Source organism: Mycolicibacterium bacteremicum, from assembly GCF_002086115.1.
Classification (GTDB): Bacteria; Actinomycetota; Actinomycetes; order Mycobacteriales; family Mycobacteriaceae; genus Mycobacterium; species Mycobacterium bacteremicum.
The window spans coordinates 24,742-41,493 of the sequence record NZ_MVHJ01000039.1 but is presented as its reverse complement, the minus strand read 5'-3'; the positions used below and the strand labels follow the sequence as shown (position 1 = coordinate 41,493).

Genomic DNA, 16,752 nt, shown 5'->3' with positions numbered 1-16,752 from the left:
GCGTCGCTCATGCGGTCCCCTCGCAAGCTCGGGCCCCGCATGCCACCCCTCGATTCGCTCCGCAAGCGTCGCTCATGATGCCGCCGCCATCGGTTGGCCACGCAACACCCGCAGCACCTTCGCCGCAGCGGTCGCCAGCGGTGAGCGGGCGCCGAGCTGCAGACCACCACGTTCCAACCCGACCGCCAGTCCGGGCTGGGGTCGCATGGTCGCCAGCAGCGGAAGGCCGACCCCGGTGGCCAGGTCGGCGGCCCGCAGTCCGCCGGGCGAGGGGCCGCGGACCACGAGACCGAGATTGGGGTTGACCGTCCGGGCCCAGTCGGCGAGGGCTCCGGCGGCCACCGCGGCACGGACATCGGCGCGGGTGATCACCACCACCAGGTCCGCCGACTGCAGCGCCACCTCGGTAACCGCAGTGGCCCGGCGCGGGACGTCGCAGACCACCGTGACCCCGGCGCGCCGGCCGGCCGCGATGACAGCCGACAATGGACCGGCCTCGATCTCCCCACCGCTGCGGCCACCCGAGAGCACCGTGACCGCACGCCGGGTGGGCAGCGCGGCGCGCAGCGCGTCGAAGCCGAGCCGGCCGTCGCGCAGCGCCAGGTCCGGCCAGCGCAGTCCGGCCACTCCTTCGGTGCCCAGGGCCAGATCGATACCTCCGCTCCACGGATCGGCATCGATCAGCAGCGCCGACTCCGCCGCCAGCGCCAGCGCGGTGGCGAACAGCGAAGCACCGGCGCCGCCGCAACCACCCAGCACGGCGAGGACGGCGCCCTCCCTGCCATCGGAACCGCACTCGGCCGTCGCGGCGGCGAAGGCCGCCACCAGTTCCTCGTCCTGGTCCGGCAGTCGGAAGAAGTGTTGCGCGCCAACGCGTGCCGCGACTCGCCACTCCTGGACGCCGGGGGTGTCGCGACCCACCAACAGCACCCGATCCCGGCGCGGCAGGTCGGCAGCCGCCAGCCCGTCGGCCGCAGGAACATCGAGCACCACGGCCACCGCTTTGAGCCACGCCGCCCGGCCGGACGGGCGCTCGGTGTGCACCACCCGCAGCCCGGCAGCGGCGGCGACCCGGTCCACGTCGTCACGCAGCGACGGGTCCTGCACCAGGGCGAACAAGGCGGTCGATGTCACCCCTAGAGCGTGCGGGGCGCGGCTGACACCGCACCAGTGGCGAACGCAGATCTGTGGATGAACAGGCGACTGTGGATGGAAGTCCGCGGTGAAAACGGCGTTCCGCAATCTTGCCGATGACGCAAAGAATTGACGCCGAAAATAAAAAGGTCCCCAAAAAGGGACGACCCCCGCCAGGGGGGGAGGAGGCGGAGGTCGTCGTGTATCAGCCCCGGGGGGTCGGGCTGATCCACACTCGGCTAAGGCCGAGTGACTGTCACTATACACACGGATTCACTGTCAGGCGCAAGTAGCGGACGACTGAATTCGCAGGCAGGGGCGAAATTGCTGCAGTTTGCGACAGGTGTCCAGAACTGCCACTTTCCCAGCGTTGGGAAAACCTTCCCGCATTCGCCCCCTATGCTGGGAGCCGTGACGGTAGCTGACGGACCCGCTGATTTTGCCACCGCGACCGATCCCGCACTACAGGACGGTCGACCCGTTCGCACGGCGGCCTTCTTCGATCTGGACAAAACGGTCATCGCGAAGTCCAGCACCCTCGCTTTCAGCAAACCTTTCTTCGATCAGGGGCTGCTCAACAGAAGGGCCGTTCTCAAGTCCTCATACGCGCAATTTCTCTTCCTCATGTCGGGCGCGGACCACGACCAGATGGATCGGATGCGCACCTACCTGACCGATATGTGCACCGGGTGGGACGTCGAACAGGTGCGCTCGGTCGTCGGTGAGACCCTGCACGAGATCGTCGACCCCCTCGTGTTCGCCGAGGCGGCCAACCTGATCGCCGACCACAAGCTGTGCGGGCGCGATGTCGTCGTGGTGTCGGCATCGGGCGAAGAGATCGTCGCGCCGATCGCGGCGGCACTCGGAGCCACCCACGCGATGGCCACCCGGATGGTCGTCGCGGACGGCAAGTACACCGGCGAGGTCGCGTTCTACTGCTTCGGCGAGGGCAAGGTCGAAGCGATCCGAGAGCTCGCCGAACGCGAGGGTTATGCGCTCGAGCACTGCTACGCCTACTCGGATTCGATCACCGATCTGCCGATGCTGGAGGCCGTCGGACATCCCTCGGTGGTCAACCCCGACCGCGCGTTGCGCAAGGAGGCCGGGGTTCGCGGCTGGCCGGTGCTGGCGTTCACCCGGCCGGTCTCCCTGCGCGACCGACTGCCCGCACCCTCAGGCGCCGCCGTAGCCACCACGGTGGCGGTCGGCCTGAGCGCGCTGGCCGGCGGCGCGCTGACCTATTCGCTGCTGCGGAAGGTGTTGCCGCGCACCACTACCCGTCGGTAGCTGAGAACGTCCTCATAACGATCGGGATCAATCCCGGGTTGATACTTGATGTGACCGCGGTCACGTAGTACAAAGGAGTGCACGGAGCTCGGCAAGGCCAAGGCCACACCGGAAGAGAAGGTGTGATCTCCCGAGTCGGGACTCCCAGCACGGATCCCCGGAACCCACGCGGAGCTCAAGCCGCGATACAGGCAGAAGCGTTGTGGGCCTGCGGAATTGCGAAAAGCGAATGACGTTGTCAACTCCTTGGGTGGGGTTGCACCCGTAGCGCATCGCAAGATCGCCGAGGCCACCCACACAACCCACCTCAGCACGCTTGGTAACCGGAATCCGTGCTAGCGGGCGGCGAGCCGTGTCAGATGCAAATCTGACAACGGAACGTCGCCCGCTTCATGTCGCCGGCTTGTCCCGGGCCGCCTCTGCGATCGAGAGTGCCTCGCGCGCACCGGCATGCAGCGCCTGACTGCTCAGCACCAGCCAGGCGCCCAACCCGTTCGGCGTCCCCGACGCGAACCCGCGCGCCGCTGCGCGATAGTTGCCGGACTGCTTCATCCAGAACATCTCCGGGACACCGAGCCCGTGCGGATCCAGCCCACTGGACATCGTGATCAACCGCGACACCGCCCGCGCCACCACACCGTCGGCCGAACCGAACGGCTCGAGGGTCAACAGCTCCCCGTGCGCGACGGCGGCCAACACGAACGCGGGCACCGACGTCCCGCCGGTCACCAGCTCCGCCAGCATCTCCAGCCGCGGCCCGACCTCCGGTGCCGGCCGGGGCCGGCCCAGGTGATCGTCATCCACCAGATCGGCGGCGGCCAACGAATGCAGTCGGGCCAATGCCTGCAGCGGCGCGCGCTGCCACACCTGGGTCAGCGCGGTCGCGCCACCTTCGAGTGCCTCGGACACCCGCAGCGCCCCGGCCAGCACCGGATCCGGGTCCCCCGACTCGGACAGATTCAGCGAGCCGCCGTCGAGTACCGAACTCGCCCGCGCGGCCCGCAGCGCCGCCTCGGCCGCGGTTGCCGGCCAGCCGCGTAGATTGGTGCGGTGCCGGTGCGCCCGGCCCAGCGCCTCCCGCGCCTCGTCGCCGGCAGCGGCAACACCTTCCAGAGACACCAGTGGGGCGAGCGGATCGGTCATCCGGCCCACGCTAGCCGACCGCTGGGCTTGCAATCTTCGACGTTCGGCGCAGTTCGGCCGCCGTCCGCAGCGCACCGTGTGATGCCCCAACGCTGCTGCAACCTCAGGTGACTAGGCTCACACCCATGAGCGACACCACAGCGACGCAGACCGGCGTGCCCTCAGCCTATCCCCCGCCCGCCGAGTTCGCGGCCAACGCGAACGCCACCCGTGATCTCTACGACCAGGCCGAGGCCGACCGGTTGGGGTTCTGGGCCACCCAGGCCAACCGGCTGTCCTGGGCGACGCCGTTCGACGAGGTGCTGGACTGGTCGGACGCGCCGTTCGCGAAGTGGTTCGTCGGCGGCAAGCTCAATGTCGCCTACAACTGCGTGGACCGCCACGTCGAGGCCGGCAACGGTGACCGGGTGGCCATCCACTGGGAGGGCGAACCCGTCGGCGACGCGCGCACCATCACCTACGCCCAGTTGCAGGACGAGGTGAATCAGGCGGCCAACACGCTGACCGAACTCGGCTTGGGCGCCGGTGACCGGGTGGCCATCTACATGCCGATGGTGCCCGAGGCGATCATCGCGATGCTGGCGTGTGCCCGCCTCGGTGCCATGCATTCGGTCGTCTTCGCCGGCTTCTCCGCCTCGGCGCTCAAGGCCCGCATCGAGGATGCCCAGGCGAAACTGGTCATCACCTCCGACGGCCAGTTCCGCCGCGGCAAGGCCGCCCCGCTCAAGGTCGGCGTCGACGAGGCGCTCGAAGGCCTGGGCGACGACAACCCGGTCGAGCACGTTCTGGTGGTGCGCCGCACCGGAATCGACACACCGTGGACCGAGGGTCGCGACCTGTGGTGGGACGAGACGGTGCCGAAGGCATCGGTCGAGCACGCCTGCGAGGCCTTCGACTCCGAGCAGCCACTCTTTCTGCTGTACACCTCGGGCACCACCGGCAAGCCCAAGGGCATCGTGCACACCTCGGGCGGCTACCTGACCCAGGCCTCCTACACCCACCACAATGTGTTCGACCTCAAGCCCGAGACCGATGTGTACTGGTGCACAGCCGATATCGGCTGGGTCACCGGGCACACCTACATCGTCTACGGGCCGCTGTCCAACGGCGCCACCCAGGTGGTCTATGAGGGCACCCCGGCCTCCCCGGATGAGCACCGCCACTTCCAGGTCATCGAAAAGTACGGTGTGTCAATCTATTACACCGCCCCCACCGTGGTTCGCACGTTCATGAAGTGGGGCCGCGAACTGGCATTCGAACACGACCTGTCCAGCATCCGGTTGCTCGGCTCGGTCGGTGAGCCCATCAACCCCGAGGCGTGGCGCTGGTACCGACTGGTCTTCGGCGGCGACAAGACCCCGATCGTGGACACCTGGTGGCAGACCGAGACCGGCGCGATCATGATCTCGCCACTGCCCGGCGTGACCGACTGCAAGCCCGGTTCGGCGATGACACCGCTGCCCGGCATCTCGGCCAAGATCGTCGACGACGACGGCAACGATCTGGTCCCCGCGGTCGACGGCGCCGAACAGACCACCGGCTATCTGGTGCTGGACAAGCCGTGGCCGTCGATGCTGCGCGGCATCTGGGGCGATGACGAACGGTTCAGGGAGACCTACTGGTCGCGCTTCGCCGAGCAGGGTTGGTACTTCGCCGGTGACGGAGCCCGCTACGGCAGCGACGGCGAGATCTGGGTGCTGGGCCGCATCGACGATGTGATGAACGTGTCGGGACACCGCATCTCGACCGCCGAGGTGGAGTCCGCACTCGTCGGGCACGCCGGGGTGGCCGAGGCCGCCGTCGTCGGCGCCACCGACGAGCACACCGGTCAGGGCATCTGCGCCTTCGTCATCCTCAAGAGCCACGCCGCCGAGCTGTCGCACGAGCAGATGGTCGACGAACTGCGCGCCGAGGTGTCCAAGGAGATCTCGCCGATCGCCAAACCCCGTGAGATCCACGTGGTTCCGGAACTGCCGAAGACCCGCAGCGGCAAGATCATGCGGCGGCTGCTGCGCGATGTGGCCGAGGGCCGCGAGCTCGGTGACACCTCGACCCTGGTCGACCCCAGCGTCTTCGAGGCGATCCGCGCCAGCAAGTAGCCGGCGACAATCGGTCAGGCGATCGGCACGAAGCCGGCGCCTGGCCGATTCTTGCTGGTGATATCCGCCAGCACGGTGGACATCGACATGGTGACGGCCGGCGTGTGCAGCGGGATGTACTGCACCACGCAGGTCGGCAGTTCCTCGGTGAACGCGCCGTGGATCATGCCGACCAGCCGGTTGTTGACGGTCACCGGCGCGCCGGAGTCACCGGGCTGACCGCACACCTGGTTGAGGATGGTGCCGGGATCCTGACCCGGGCCCCAGGTGACGCCGCACGAGTAGCCGGTGGTGCGGCCGAGCTTGCAGGCGATCTCACCGAACGCCGGATCCGGGCCGAGACCGTCGATGCGGAACCCGTCGACGGTGTTGACCGGTGCCACCCGTTGCGGATCGAATTCGATCACCGCGTAATCGAGGTTGTCGTTGCCCGCGACCATGACGCCGAGCGTGCCCGCCGTCGGGACACCCTCTGCGGCGACGACGGCACCGGGGCCGCCGCAGTGCGCCGAGGTGAAGCCGATCAACTTGCCCGCGCCGTCGTGGCCGATCGCGGTGAGCGTGCAGAACGCGTGACCGTCGATCACGATGCCCGAACCGCCACCGAGGGGCACCGGACCGTCGGCATGGGCCACCGGGCTCATCAACAGAGCCATCGGGGCCAGCACCGCCAGCGAAACGATTCGCGCAATGGACTGCCAGCGGTGCCTCAAGGTCTCCCCATTCATTTGGTGGCCGCCATTCTATGTCGGCCAGAAGACAACCCTGGCTGTCCCATCGCTTCGCTCACCCCGGGAGCATGGCAACATAGCCTTCTATGAGCACCAGCGACCGCAAGAACGGCGTGCCGGCCACTGTGACGTCGATTCCGCTCGTCGACCCGCATGCACCCAAGGCCGACCCGTCCATCGGCGACCTGGTCAAGGACGCGACCGCCCAGGTCTCGACGCTGGTGCGGGCCGAGGTGGAGCTGGCCAAGGCGGAGATCACCCGCGACGTCAAGAAGGGGCTGACCGGCAGCCTCTACTTCATCGCCGCGCTGGTGGTGCTCTTCTATTCGACGTTCTTCCTGTTCTTCTTCATCGCCGAGCTGCTCGACACCTGGCTGTGGCGCTGGGCGGCATTCCTCATCGTCTTCGGTGTGATGGTCGTGGTGACCGCCGCGCTGGCGCTGCTGGGGTACCTGAAGGTTCGGCGCATCCGCGGGCCGCGGGAAACCATCGCCTCGGTCAAAGAGACCAAGGAAGCACTCACCCCGGGCTCGGACAAGCACGCCGAGCCGGCACGCCCGGCGATCACCACCGATCCGTCGGGCTGGTAGCCGCAGCCCCATGCAGTTCCGGCCGGACCCGTCGGTGGTGCGCATCGACGGGCCGTGGCGGCACCTGCAGGTGCACGCCAACGGCATCCGCTTCCACGTGGTGGAGGCAGACGGCGCCCAGCCGGGCGCCCCACTGGTCATCCTGTTGCACGGTTTCGGCGATTTCTGGTGGTCGTGGCGGCATCAGCTGCGCGGACTGACGAATGCCCGCGTGGTCGCCGTCGACCTGCGTGGCTACGGGGACAGCGACAAACCGCCCCGCGGCTACGACGGGTGGACATTGGCCGGGGACACCGCCGGTCTGGTCCGCGCACTGGGCCACAGCTCGGCCACGCTGGTCGGGCACGCCGACGGCGGGCTGGTCTGCTGGGCCACCTCGCTGCTGCATCCGCGGGCCGTCGACGCCGTCGCGCTGATCAGCTCACCGCACCCGGTCGCGCTGCGGGCCTCGGTACTGGGCAACGCCGCCCAGCGTCGTGCCCTGCTGCCCTGGCTGTTGCGCTATCAGGTGCCCAGGTGGCCGGAACGCAAGCTGACCCGGCACAACGCGGCCGAGATCGAACGGGTGGTGCGCGACCGCTCCGGTGACGGTTGGGTGGCCACCGAGGACTTCGCGGTCACCATGCGGCAGCTGCGCCGAGCCATCCAGATCCCGGGTGCGGCGCACTCCACATTGGAATACCAGCGCTGGGCGGTGCGCAGTCAGATCCGCGGTGAGGGCCGGCGGTTCATGCACTCGATGGCCCGGCCGATCACGGTGCCGCTACTGCACCTGCACGGCACGGTCGACCCCTACGTGCTGGCCGACCCGGTGCTCCGGTCGCTGCCCTACGCACCGGACGGGACCTATGAGACCGTCTCCGGTGCAGGGCATTTCGCCCACGAGGAGCAGCCCCGGGAGGTCACCGCCGCGCTGCAGCGGTTCCTGGGCACCGTCTATCCGGGCTGACCGATGCAGACGCCGGTCGGCACCGGTGCGGTGTTGCCGACCTGCATGCGCTGCGGCAGCACCTGCTGGGCGGTGAGCACGAACCCGGTGTCGGCATCGTCGACCGCGGCACCGAAGACGACCCCGAGTACCTTGCCGTCCTTGTCGATCATCGGGCCGCCGGAATTGCCCTGCTTGACCGAGCCCCGGATGGTGTAGACCGTGCGGTTGACCGTCGTGGAGTTGTAGATGTCGGGGCCGTTGAGTTCGATCGTCTCGCGCACCCGCGCCGGGGTCGCGGTGAAGTCGCCGCCGCCGGGATAGCCCATCACGATGGCGTCGGTGGTCGGTTCGGCCTCGGCGTCGTCGAACACCAGCGGCACCGACGGCAGGTCGGGCACCGCCAGGATGGAGATGTCCTGGTTCGGGTCGTAGGACACCACCGTGGCGTCGTAGGTCTGCCCGTCGACCTCGACGGTGACCGTCTCGGCACCGGCGACGACGTGCGCGTTGGACATCACCCGGTTCGGCGCGATGACGAAACCGCTGCCTTCGAGCACCTTCTGGCAACTCGGTGCGACACCGCGGATCTTCACGACGCTGCCGCGGGTCGCCTCGATCACCGGGGATGTCGCCAATGCCGTGTCGGGAGCGTCGACGGCGACGACCGGGGTGCGACTGAACGGCTCCAGCACCGCCGGCAACCCGGAGGTGTCCAGCAGACCGGCCAGCCGGGCGGGCACCTTCTGCAGCCATTCCGGTGCCAGGTTGTTGACCTCGGTGAGCACCTTGGACCCGCGGACCGCGCCGGCCAGCGTCGGCTGACTGGTCAGCGGCGACGCGAGCAGCCAGGCCGCGATCAGCACCGTCACCAGTTGCAGCGCCGAGCCGATGATCGAATCGACGAATCGCAGCACCGGGTTGCGCAGCGCGCCGCGCACCGCCCGCCCCAGCACCACGCCGGCGATCTCGCCGATCACCACCAGGGCCAGGATGAGGAACAGCGTCGCGAAGAGCTTGGTGCGGGGCCCGTCGATGTTGCCGACCAGATGCGGCGCCAGCAGCACGCCAGCGACCGCGCCGAGCACAACGCCGATGAACGACAGCAGCGAGCCGAGCGCGCCGGAGCGCCAGCCGGAAACCGCGGCCACGAAGGCGACGGCGAGGATCGCGAGGTCGAGCCACTGTGAGGGAGTCATCGTTGGGCTTCACCGTACTGGCTGGGCGGCTCCACCAAGGCCATTGCCTCCTCCAGTTCACGCACGTCGTCGACGTTCCACGGTTGCGCCCAGCCCGCGACGTCCAGCAGCGCCGAGATCACCTGGCCGGTGAAACCCCAGACCAGCATCTGGTTGAGCAGGAAGGCCGGCCCGGCGAACCGGCTGGTGTTGGCCTGCCGGTACACCATCAGCCGGTTCTCGGGATTGATGAACGCGCGCAGTGGAACCCGCGCCACAATGGCGGCCTCGGCGGGGTCGACGACGCCCACCGGCCCGGGATCGGGCGAGTAGGCCAGCACCGGCACCACGTGAAAACCGGTCGGCGGGATGAACATCCGGTCCAGTACGGCCAGCGGGGTCAACCGGTCGGTGTCGACCCCGGTCTCCTCGCGGGCCTCGCGCAGCGCGGTCGCGACCGGCCCGTCGTCCTCGGGATCGGACACCCCGCCCGGGAACGCCGCCTGCCCGGAATGGTTGCGCAGCGAGGACGCCCGGACGGTGACCAACAGGTCGGTTTCCGGCGGCGGCGGGCCGCCTATGTGCCCCGGCGGCGGGCCGGAGGACGGCGCATCGGGGGGACCGGAGAACAACACCAGCACCGCCGCGTCGCGTTTGGTGCCGGCCCGGGTGGCATCGGCGTTGGCGGCGCTGATGGCGGCCAGCACGTCGGCGGGCACCCGGTTGCGGTAGGCGTTCGGGACGGCGGCGACGTTGTCGACCAGGGGACGCAGCCAGGCCGGCGCGGCGTCCGGGGACAGCTCAGCCAACGGGCACCCCTATCAACGGATTCACCGCCGCGGCGATCTCGTCGGCGTCGGTGAAGGGCCGCGGCAGAATTTCGGCCACGCTACCGTCCGCACGCAGCACCACCGTCGCAGGCATCACGTTGGGCACCTTGAGCGCCGCGGCGACCAGCCGACGACCGTCCTGCAGCGTCGGCAACCGCACCCCGAGCTCGGCGAGCCGCAACAGGCCGGCCGCTTCGTTCTCGTCCTGATGCACGGTCAGCACCAGCACCCGCGGCCCCATCCGACGCTGATATTCGACCAGTGCGGGCAGCTCGTCGGCGCACGGGCCGCACCAGTAGGCCCACAGGTTGAGCACCACCGGTCGCCCGGCCACCGCCGCGGCCACGTCGACCGAGGTGCCGTCGCCCGCGCACTCCAACGTGATGCCGCGCAGCTGCGCCGGCCCGGCTCCGGCTCCGGTGCCGGTGCCGGTGTCCGGGCAGGGCGGCAGATCGGCCCGGGCCCGCGGTCCGGCGAGGGCTTCCGGGGTGTCGGCCGCGCGGCGGTCACGCTCGGCCGGCGCCGGGGAGTCGACCGAAGCGGCGGGTCCGGCGGGATCGGTGCCCAGCTCGCGCCACAGCGCATAGCCGAGCGCGACGAAGACGATCAGGACCGCGACGGTCCACCGGGCCGAGCGACTCACAATCCGGCCAGCGCCAGCAGATGCTCGGTCTCGGGGCCCTTCACCAGGGCGGCGGCGGTTGCCTTGTCGGTCGGACCCGCCCCGAAGGAGGGGCAGTCCTTGGCCAGCACGCACACCCCGCACGCGGGGCGGCGGGCGTGGCAGACGCGGCGGCCGTGGAAGATGACCCGGTGGCTGAGCAGCGTCCACTCGCGGCGTTCGATCAGCTCCCCGACGGCATGCTCGACCTTGACCGGGTCCTCCTCATCGGTCCAGCGCCACCGCCGCACCAGCCGCCCGAAGTGGGTGTCCACCGTGATGCCCGGGATGTCGAAGGCATTGCCCAGCACCACGTTGGCCGTCTTGCGGCCGATACCGGGCAGCGTCACCAGGTCCTCGAGCGTGGCGGGGACCTCGCCGTCGAAGCGGGCCTCCAGTTCGGTGCCGAGGTTGATCAGCGAGTTGGCCTTGTTGCGATAGAAGCCGGTGGGCCGGATCAGCTCCTCCAGTTCCGCGCGATCTGCCTGCGCGTAGTCCAGCGCGGTGCGGTACCGCGCGAACAGTGCCGGGGTGGTCAGGTTGACGCGCTTGTCGGTGCACTGTGCGGACAGGATGGTCGCCACCGTGAGCTCGAGCGGATTGGTGAAGTCCAGCTCGCAGTAGACGTGTGGGAAGGCCACCGCCAGGGTGCGGTTCATCCGGCGGGCACGCCGGACGCGGCCCAACGGCGTCTCGCGGTCCCACGCGGCCGATGATTTGCTCCGGGTGCTGCTGGCGGTCACTCGAAACAGGGTACTGACGTGCCCAAACGGCCAGGTGCGGACCGGTGGCAAACCGTGATCGCACCGAGATGTTCAGCGTGTTTACTCTTCGATGTGTCGTGGTTGCTGGTGTGCTTCATCCCGGGGTTGCTCATGTTGGCGACCTTCGGGTTGCAGCGCCTGGAGGCCGGTCTGGTGGACGACAGCACGACCGGGCGTCGGGCCGACATACCGGAACGCACGCAGATCCGGCGCGCCCCGCTCGAGTACGCCGGGCTGCCGACGCGCCCGGCAACCTCGCAGCGGGTCAATCCGCAGTTTCCGGCGACCCGCCAGGCCAATCGTGTGTAGCGTTGGCTCGTCGCCGACGCGCCAACCACTAGACTGAATCCGCTGACCAGCTCTGCGGTTGGCCTGCGCGTGTCATATCACTGGATGAGCTTAAGAGGGGCAACGTGGACGAGATCCTGGCCAGGGCCGGAATCTTCCAAGGAGTAGAACCCACCGCGGTCGCTGCACTGACCAAACAGCTGCAGCCCGTCGACTTTCCGCGCGGACACACCGTGTTCGCCGAGGGTGAGCCCGGTGACCGGCTCTACATCATCACGTCCGGCAAGGTGAAAATCGGCCGGCGCTCCCCCGACGGCCGGGAGAACCTGCTGACCATCATGGGTCCGTCGGACATGTTCGGTGAGCTCTCCATCTTCGACCCCGGTCCGCGTACCTCCAGCGCCACCACCATCACCGAGGTGCGTGCCGTATCGATGGACCGCGAGGCCCTGCGCGCCTGGATCGCCGACCGCCCCGAGATCGCCGAGCAGTTGCTGCGCGTGTTGGCCCGCCGCCTGCGCCGCACCAACAACAACCTGGCCGATCTGATCTTCACCGACGTGCCCGGGCGGGTCGCCAAGCAGCTGCTGCAGCTGGCCCAGCGGTTCGGCACCCAGGAGGGCGGCGCGCTGCGCGTCACCCACGACCTGACCCAGGAAGAGATCGCCCAGCTCGTCGGCGCCTCGCGCGAGACCGTGAACAAGGCGTTGGCCGACTTCGCTCACCGCGGCTGGATCCGCCTGGAGGGCAAGAGCGTGCTGATCAGCGATTCCGAGCGGCTGGCCCGCCGCGCCCGCTAGTCACCTGCGGTTTGTGGAGTCTCACCCGTAACCATTACGGGTGAGACTCCCAAATCACGCTCTGAGGTAGTCCAGCTGGGCCCGGACCGACTTCTCCGCGGCGTCCCAGAGCTTCTCATCGACATCGACGTAGACGTGCTCGACGACCTGTCGGGCGCTGGCGTCCTCGCCGATCTCGCGCAGCGCCGCGCGAACCTGATCCAGTCGCTCCTCGCGGTGTGCCAGATAGCTGGTTGCCACCGCGGCCAGATCCGGCAGATCCGGTCCGTGCCCGGGCAGCACCCGGCGCGGGCCCAGCCCCTGCAGCCGGCGCAGCGAATCCAGATAGGCCGCCAGGCTGCCGTCCTCGTCGTCGATGACGGTGGTGCCCCGCCCCAGCACGGTGTCGGCGGTGAGCACGGCACCTCCGCGGTCGCCACTGGCATCGTCGACCAGGAACGACAGCGAATCGGCGGTGTGGCCGGGGGTGGCCAGCACGGTGATCCGCAGGCCGGCGGCGTCGATGACCTCACCGTCGGTCAACGGTCCGCCGAGCCCGCGCAGGAATCCGCTGCCGATCGCCCGGACCACCGCCCCGGTGCGCGCGACGAGCTTGTCGATGCCGTCGGTGTGGTCGCCGTGCTTGTGGCTGATCAACACCAGCGGGATCGACCCGAGCGCGGCGATCCGGTCGATGTGCTCCTCATCGTCGGGTCCGGGATCGACGATCACCATCTCGTCGCTGCCGGGTCCGCGCAGCACCCAGGTGTTGGTGCCGTCCAGCGTCATGATTCCCGGGTTGTCGCACAACAGCACCGACGCGGTCTCGGTGACCGGCCGCAGCCGGCCGTACGCGGGGTGATGCATCACGACAACCTCGACCTACGCGACCCTTGCCTGACTGTCGCTCACGCGACCCTTGCCTGACTGTCGCTCACGCGACCTCGACGATGATCTCGACCTCGACCGGCGCGTTACGCGGCAGCTCGGACACCCCGACCGCCGAACGGGCGTGCGCACCGCTCTCGCCGAACACCTCGCCGAACAGTTCCGAGGCACCGTTGATCACGCCCGGCTGACCGTCGAAACCCCCGGCCGACGCAACGAATCCGACCACCTTGACCACGCGCACCACCGAGTCGATGCCGACCAGCGCGTGCACCGCGGCCAGCGCGTTGAGCCCACACACCCGGGCCAGCTCCTTGGCCTCGTCGGCGGTCACCTCGGCGCCGACCTTGCCGGTCGCCAGCAGCGCGCCGTCGCGGATCGGCAGCTGGCCCGCGGTGTAGACGAGGTTGCCGGTGCGCACCGCGGGGACGTAGGCGGCCAGCGGCGCAACAACCTCCGGCAGCTCGATACCGAGCTCGGAAAGGCGCTGCGACGTGCTCACTTCGGCCGCTTCAGATACGCGACGTGCTGCTCACCGGTCGGGCCGGGCAGTACCGAGACCAGCTCCCAACCATCCGAGCCCCACTGATCGAGGATCTGTTTGGTGGCGTGCGTCAGCAACGGCACGGTGGCGTACTCCCAACGGCTCACTTCAGTCATGGGGCAGAGCTTATCCGCCGACGGCTGCCGGGTGGTTAGCATGCAGACGTGGAACAAGCATCCGACGACCGCAAGCCGGTCGGCTGGCCGTCCCGCCTGACGAAGGCCCGTCTGCACTTCGTCACCGGCAAGGGCGGCACCGGAAAGTCGACGATCGCCGCGGCGCTGGCGCTGTCCCTTGCCGCGGGTGGCCGCAGGGTGCTGCTGGTCGAGGTCGAAGGCCGCCAGGGCATCGCCCAGCTCTTCGACGTCCCGCCGCTGCCCTATAAAGAGGTGAAGATCGCGACCGCCGAGGGCGGCGGGCAGGTGAACGCGTTGGCCATCGACACCGAGGCCGCGTTCCTGGAGTACCTCGACATGTTCTACAACCTCGGCATCGCCGGGCGGGCCATGCGCCGCATCGGCGCCGTCGAGTTCGCCACCACGATCGCGCCCGGTCTGCGTGACGTGCTGCTGACCGGCAAGATCAAGGAGATCGTGGTCCGGTCCGACAAACAGGCCAAGCCGGGCGTCACGGCGTATGACGCGATCGTCGTCGACGCACCTCCGACCGGGCGCATCTCCCGCTTCCTCGATGTCACCAAGGCCGTGTCCGAGTTGGCCAAGGGCGGGCCGGTGCACTCCCAGGCCGAGGGCGTGGTGAAGATCCTGCACTCCGATCTGACCGCCATCCACCTGGTCACGTTGCTGGAGGCGCTGCCGGTGCAGGAGACCATCGAGGCCATCAGCGAGTTGCGCGAGCTCGACCTGCCGATCGGCAGCGTCATCGTCAACCGCAACATCCCGTCCTACCTGCCCGAGCCCGCGTTGACCAAGGCCGCCGCCGGCGACATCGACGCCGACACGGTGCGGTCAGATCTCGAGTCGGCGGGAATTACGTTGGCAGACAACGATTTCGCTGGGCTGCTCACCGAGTCGATCCAGCACGCCACCCGCATCGCGGCGCGCGCCGAGAGCGCTGAACTGCTCAAGGACCTGGATGTGGCCCGCCTCGAGCTGCCGGCCATCGCCGACGGCGTGGACCTGGGCAGCCTGTACGAACTCGCCGAAGCACTTGCCGCCCAAGGTGTGCGATGAACGCTCGCGCCCAGAGCCGAAGGAACAGCTGATATGAGCGCCACTCCTGCCGTCCTGAATCTGGGCACCATCCTGTCCGACACCAGCAACCGCGTCATCGTGTGTTGCGGCGCGGGTGGGGTCGGCAAGACCACGACCGCCGCCGCCATGGCCCTGCGCGCCGCCGAGTTGGGCCGCACCGTGGTGGTGCTGACCATCGACCCGGCCAAGCGACTGGCCCAGGCGCTGGGTATCGAGAGCCTGGGCAACAACCCGCAGCGGGTTCCGCTGGCGCCCGAGGTGACCGGCGAACTGCACGCGATGATGCTCGACATGCGCCGCACGTTCGACGAGATGGTGGTGCAGTACTCGGGACCCGGTGTCGCGGACTCGATTCTGGAGAACCAGTTCTATCAGACGGTGGCGACCTCGCTGGCCGGCACGCAGGAGTACATGGCCATGGAGAAGCTCGGCCAGCTGCTCGCCGAGGACAAGTGGGATCTGGTGGTGGTGGACACCCCGCCGTCGCGCAACGCGTTGGACTTCCTGGACGCGCCGAAACGGTTGGGCAGCTTCATGGACAGCCGGTTGTGGCGGATGCTGCTGGCTCCGGGCCGTGGCATCGGGCGCATAGTCACCGGCGCCGTCGGCCTGGCCATGAAGGGCATGTCGACCGTGCTGGGCTCCCAGATGCTCTCCGACGCCGCGGGTTTCGTGCAATCACTGGACGCGACGTTCGGCGGTTTCCGGGAGAAGGCGGACCGCACCTATGAACTGCTCAAGCGGCGCGGCACCCAGTTCGTGGTGGTCTCGGCGGCCGAGCCCGACGCCCTGCGCGAGGCATCCTTCTTCGTCGACCGGCTCTCCAGCGAGAACATGCCGCTGGCCGGACTGATCCTCAACCGCACCCATCCCACGCTGTGCGACCTGGCCGGCGAGAAAGCCGAAGCGGCCGCCGACCAGCTGGATGCGAGCACGGGAGCGGGTGGGTTGACCTCGGCGGTGTTGCGGATTCACGCCGCCCGGGCGGCGACCGCCAAGCGTGAGGTGCGACTGTTGTCCCGGTTCACCGGCGCCAACCCGCATGTGGCGATCGTCGGTGTGCCGTCGTTGCCGTTCGACGTGTCCGATCTGGAGGCGCTGCGCGCCATCGGTGATCAGCTCACCGGGGTCTGACCGGACGGGGCACCGCGGTCGAACCGCGAAGACGACACCGCGGTCGAACCGCAGAGACGACACCGCGGCCGAACCGGTCGGCCGCGGTGCAGTGGGACCGCTCAGACGGCGCTGCGGTGCTTACGCTGCGCGGCGAAGAAATCGGCCCACGAGACGACCTCGGGGTGCTGCTTGAGCAGGGCACGGCGCTGACGCTCGGTCATGCCGCCCCAGACACCGAACTCGACCCGGTTGTCCAGCGCGTCGGCGCCGCATTCGGCGATGACGGGGCAGTGCCGGCAGATCACCGCCGCCTTTCGCTGGGCGGCGCCGCGGACGAACAGTTCGTCGGGGTCGGCCTGCCGGCAGCGGGCCTGCGAGACCCACGCGATACGAGCTTCGGCCTCGGCTCCCGGAACAGTCGTCGGGGCGTGCGTTCCTGCACTCCTGTGCGTGGCAGACGATGTAACTGACACCTGCATTCCCCTTTGCTCCGGTCCCCTGTTAAGCCTGTGTAATCTGCGCCACATTGCGTCAGGAGTGTTACCTGAATCGCATTGTGTGTTCAAGCTAGGTGGTAG

The 16,752-nt window shown here is 68.9% G+C and carries 19 protein-coding genes; 8 read left to right on the top strand and 11 right to left on the bottom strand.

Annotated features, from left to right (window positions below; all coding sequences use genetic code 11):
- Positions 1-72 precede the first annotated feature (72 nt).
- Entirely contained in the window at positions 73-1,134 is a 1,062-nt protein-coding gene (ssd, locus tag BST17_RS26415) for a septum site-determining protein Ssd (RefSeq protein ID WP_083061963.1), read from the bottom strand.
- A 411-nt stretch (positions 1,135-1,545) separates the two neighbouring features.
- On the opposite strand from ssd, the gene BST17_RS26410 reads away from it, so the two are divergent.
- Entirely contained in the window at positions 1,546-2,421 is an 876-nt protein-coding gene (locus tag BST17_RS26410; RefSeq protein WP_407937772.1) for an HAD-IB family hydrolase, read from the top strand.
- 390 nt (positions 2,422-2,811) lie between these two features.
- Here BST17_RS26410 and BST17_RS26400 read toward each other — a convergent pair whose 3' ends face one another.
- Entirely contained in the window at positions 2,812-3,564 is a 753-nt protein-coding gene (locus BST17_RS26400) for a Fic family protein (protein ID WP_083061959.1), read from the bottom strand.
- Positions 3,565-3,689: 125 nt separating this feature from the next.
- On the opposite strand from BST17_RS26400, the gene acs reads away from it, so the two are divergent.
- Positions 3,690-5,663: an acetate--CoA ligase gene (acs, locus tag BST17_RS26395; RefSeq protein ID WP_083061956.1), complete on the top strand. Its 1,974-nt coding sequence runs from the start codon at positions 3,690-3,692 to the stop codon at positions 5,661-5,663.
- 14 nt (positions 5,664-5,677) lie between these two features.
- On the opposite strand, the gene BST17_RS26390 is transcribed toward acs, so the two are convergent.
- On the bottom strand, positions 5,678-6,319 hold the full coding sequence (locus BST17_RS26390; RefSeq protein ID WP_083061970.1) for a S1 family peptidase: 642 nt from the start codon (positions 6,317-6,319) through the stop codon (positions 5,678-5,680).
- A gap of 161 nt (positions 6,320-6,480) precedes the next feature.
- Between BST17_RS26390 and BST17_RS26385 the strand changes: the two genes are divergently transcribed.
- Both BST17_RS26385 and BST17_RS26380 read left to right on the top strand, forming a co-directional pair.
- Positions 6,481-6,984: a phage holin family protein gene (locus tag BST17_RS26385; protein WP_083061954.1), complete on the top strand. Its 504-nt coding sequence runs from the start codon at positions 6,481-6,483 to the stop codon at positions 6,982-6,984.
- A 10-nt stretch (positions 6,985-6,994) separates the two neighbouring features.
- Positions 6,995-7,933, top strand: coding sequence for an alpha/beta fold hydrolase (locus BST17_RS26380; protein ID WP_083061952.1), 939 nt, complete (start codon positions 6,995-6,997; stop codon positions 7,931-7,933).
- Here the strand turns inward: BST17_RS26380 and marP are convergent.
- From marP to nth, 4 genes are read right to left on the bottom strand one after another with little or no spacing between them, the layout of a single operon-like run.
- On the bottom strand, positions 7,921-9,111 hold the full coding sequence (marP, locus tag BST17_RS26375; protein ID WP_083061951.1) for an acid resistance serine protease MarP: 1,191 nt from the start codon (positions 9,109-9,111) through the stop codon (positions 7,921-7,923). The two genes, BST17_RS26380 and marP, sit on opposite strands and share 13 nt — an antisense overlap.
- Positions 9,108-9,899: an NUDIX hydrolase gene (locus BST17_RS26370; RefSeq protein WP_083061949.1), complete on the bottom strand. Its 792-nt coding sequence runs from the start codon at positions 9,897-9,899 to the stop codon at positions 9,108-9,110. Before BST17_RS26370 ends, marP begins: the two co-directional genes overlap by 4 nt.
- The gene (locus BST17_RS26365; protein ID WP_083061947.1) at positions 9,892-10,563 is read right to left on the bottom strand and encodes a TlpA family protein disulfide reductase; all 672 of its coding nucleotides are present in this window, start codon (positions 10,561-10,563) and stop codon (positions 9,892-9,894) included. Before BST17_RS26365 ends, BST17_RS26370 begins: the two co-directional genes overlap by 8 nt.
- On the bottom strand, positions 10,560-11,324 hold the full coding sequence (gene nth / locus BST17_RS26360) for an endonuclease III (RefSeq protein ID WP_083061944.1): 765 nt from the start codon (positions 11,322-11,324) through the stop codon (positions 10,560-10,562). The genes BST17_RS26365 and nth overlap by 4 nt, the downstream gene beginning before the upstream one ends.
- A 93-nt stretch (positions 11,325-11,417) precedes the next feature.
- On the opposite strand from nth, the gene BST17_RS26355 reads away from it, so the two are divergent.
- Positions 11,418-11,654, top strand: coding sequence for a hypothetical protein (locus BST17_RS26355; protein ID WP_083061941.1), 237 nt, complete (start codon positions 11,418-11,420; stop codon positions 11,652-11,654).
- A 104-nt stretch (positions 11,655-11,758) separates the two neighbouring features.
- Positions 11,759-12,433, top strand: coding sequence for a cAMP-activated global transcriptional regulator CRP (gene crp, locus BST17_RS26350; RefSeq protein WP_019510750.1), 675 nt, complete (start codon positions 11,759-11,761; stop codon positions 12,431-12,433).
- Positions 12,434-12,487: 54 nt separating this feature from the next.
- Here crp and BST17_RS26345 read toward each other — a convergent pair whose 3' ends face one another.
- From BST17_RS26345 to BST17_RS28900, 3 genes are all read right to left on the bottom strand, one after another.
- On the bottom strand, positions 12,488-13,279 hold the full coding sequence (locus BST17_RS26345; RefSeq protein WP_083061940.1) for an MBL fold metallo-hydrolase: 792 nt from the start codon (positions 13,277-13,279) through the stop codon (positions 12,488-12,490).
- 67 nt (positions 13,280-13,346) lie between these two features.
- Positions 13,347-13,802, bottom strand: a complete 456-nt coding sequence (locus tag BST17_RS26340) for a RidA family protein (protein WP_083061939.1) — start codon at positions 13,800-13,802, stop codon at positions 13,347-13,349.
- The gene (locus BST17_RS28900; RefSeq protein WP_023986385.1) at positions 13,799-13,960 is read right to left on the bottom strand and encodes a Sp36 family protein; all 162 of its coding nucleotides are present in this window, start codon (positions 13,958-13,960) and stop codon (positions 13,799-13,801) included. Before BST17_RS28900 ends, BST17_RS26340 begins: the two co-directional genes overlap by 4 nt.
- Positions 13,961-14,008: 48 nt before the next feature.
- Between BST17_RS28900 and BST17_RS26335 the strand changes: the two genes are divergently transcribed.
- Together BST17_RS26335 and BST17_RS26330 are read left to right on the top strand one after the other, a co-directional pair.
- Positions 14,009-15,037 (top strand): ATPase BagA, encoded by a 1,029-nt coding sequence (locus BST17_RS26335; RefSeq protein WP_083061938.1) that lies wholly within the window; start codon positions 14,009-14,011, stop codon positions 15,035-15,037.
- Between the two features lie 33 nt (positions 15,038-15,070).
- Positions 15,071-16,192: an ArsA family ATPase gene (locus BST17_RS26330; protein WP_083061935.1), complete on the top strand. Its 1,122-nt coding sequence runs from the start codon at positions 15,071-15,073 to the stop codon at positions 16,190-16,192.
- A gap of 101 nt (positions 16,193-16,293) precedes the next feature.
- On the opposite strand, the gene BST17_RS26325 is transcribed toward BST17_RS26330, so the two are convergent.
- Positions 16,294-16,653: a WhiB family transcriptional regulator gene (locus BST17_RS26325; RefSeq protein WP_083061933.1), complete on the bottom strand. Its 360-nt coding sequence runs from the start codon at positions 16,651-16,653 to the stop codon at positions 16,294-16,296.
- Positions 16,654-16,752: the final 99 nt, after the last annotated feature.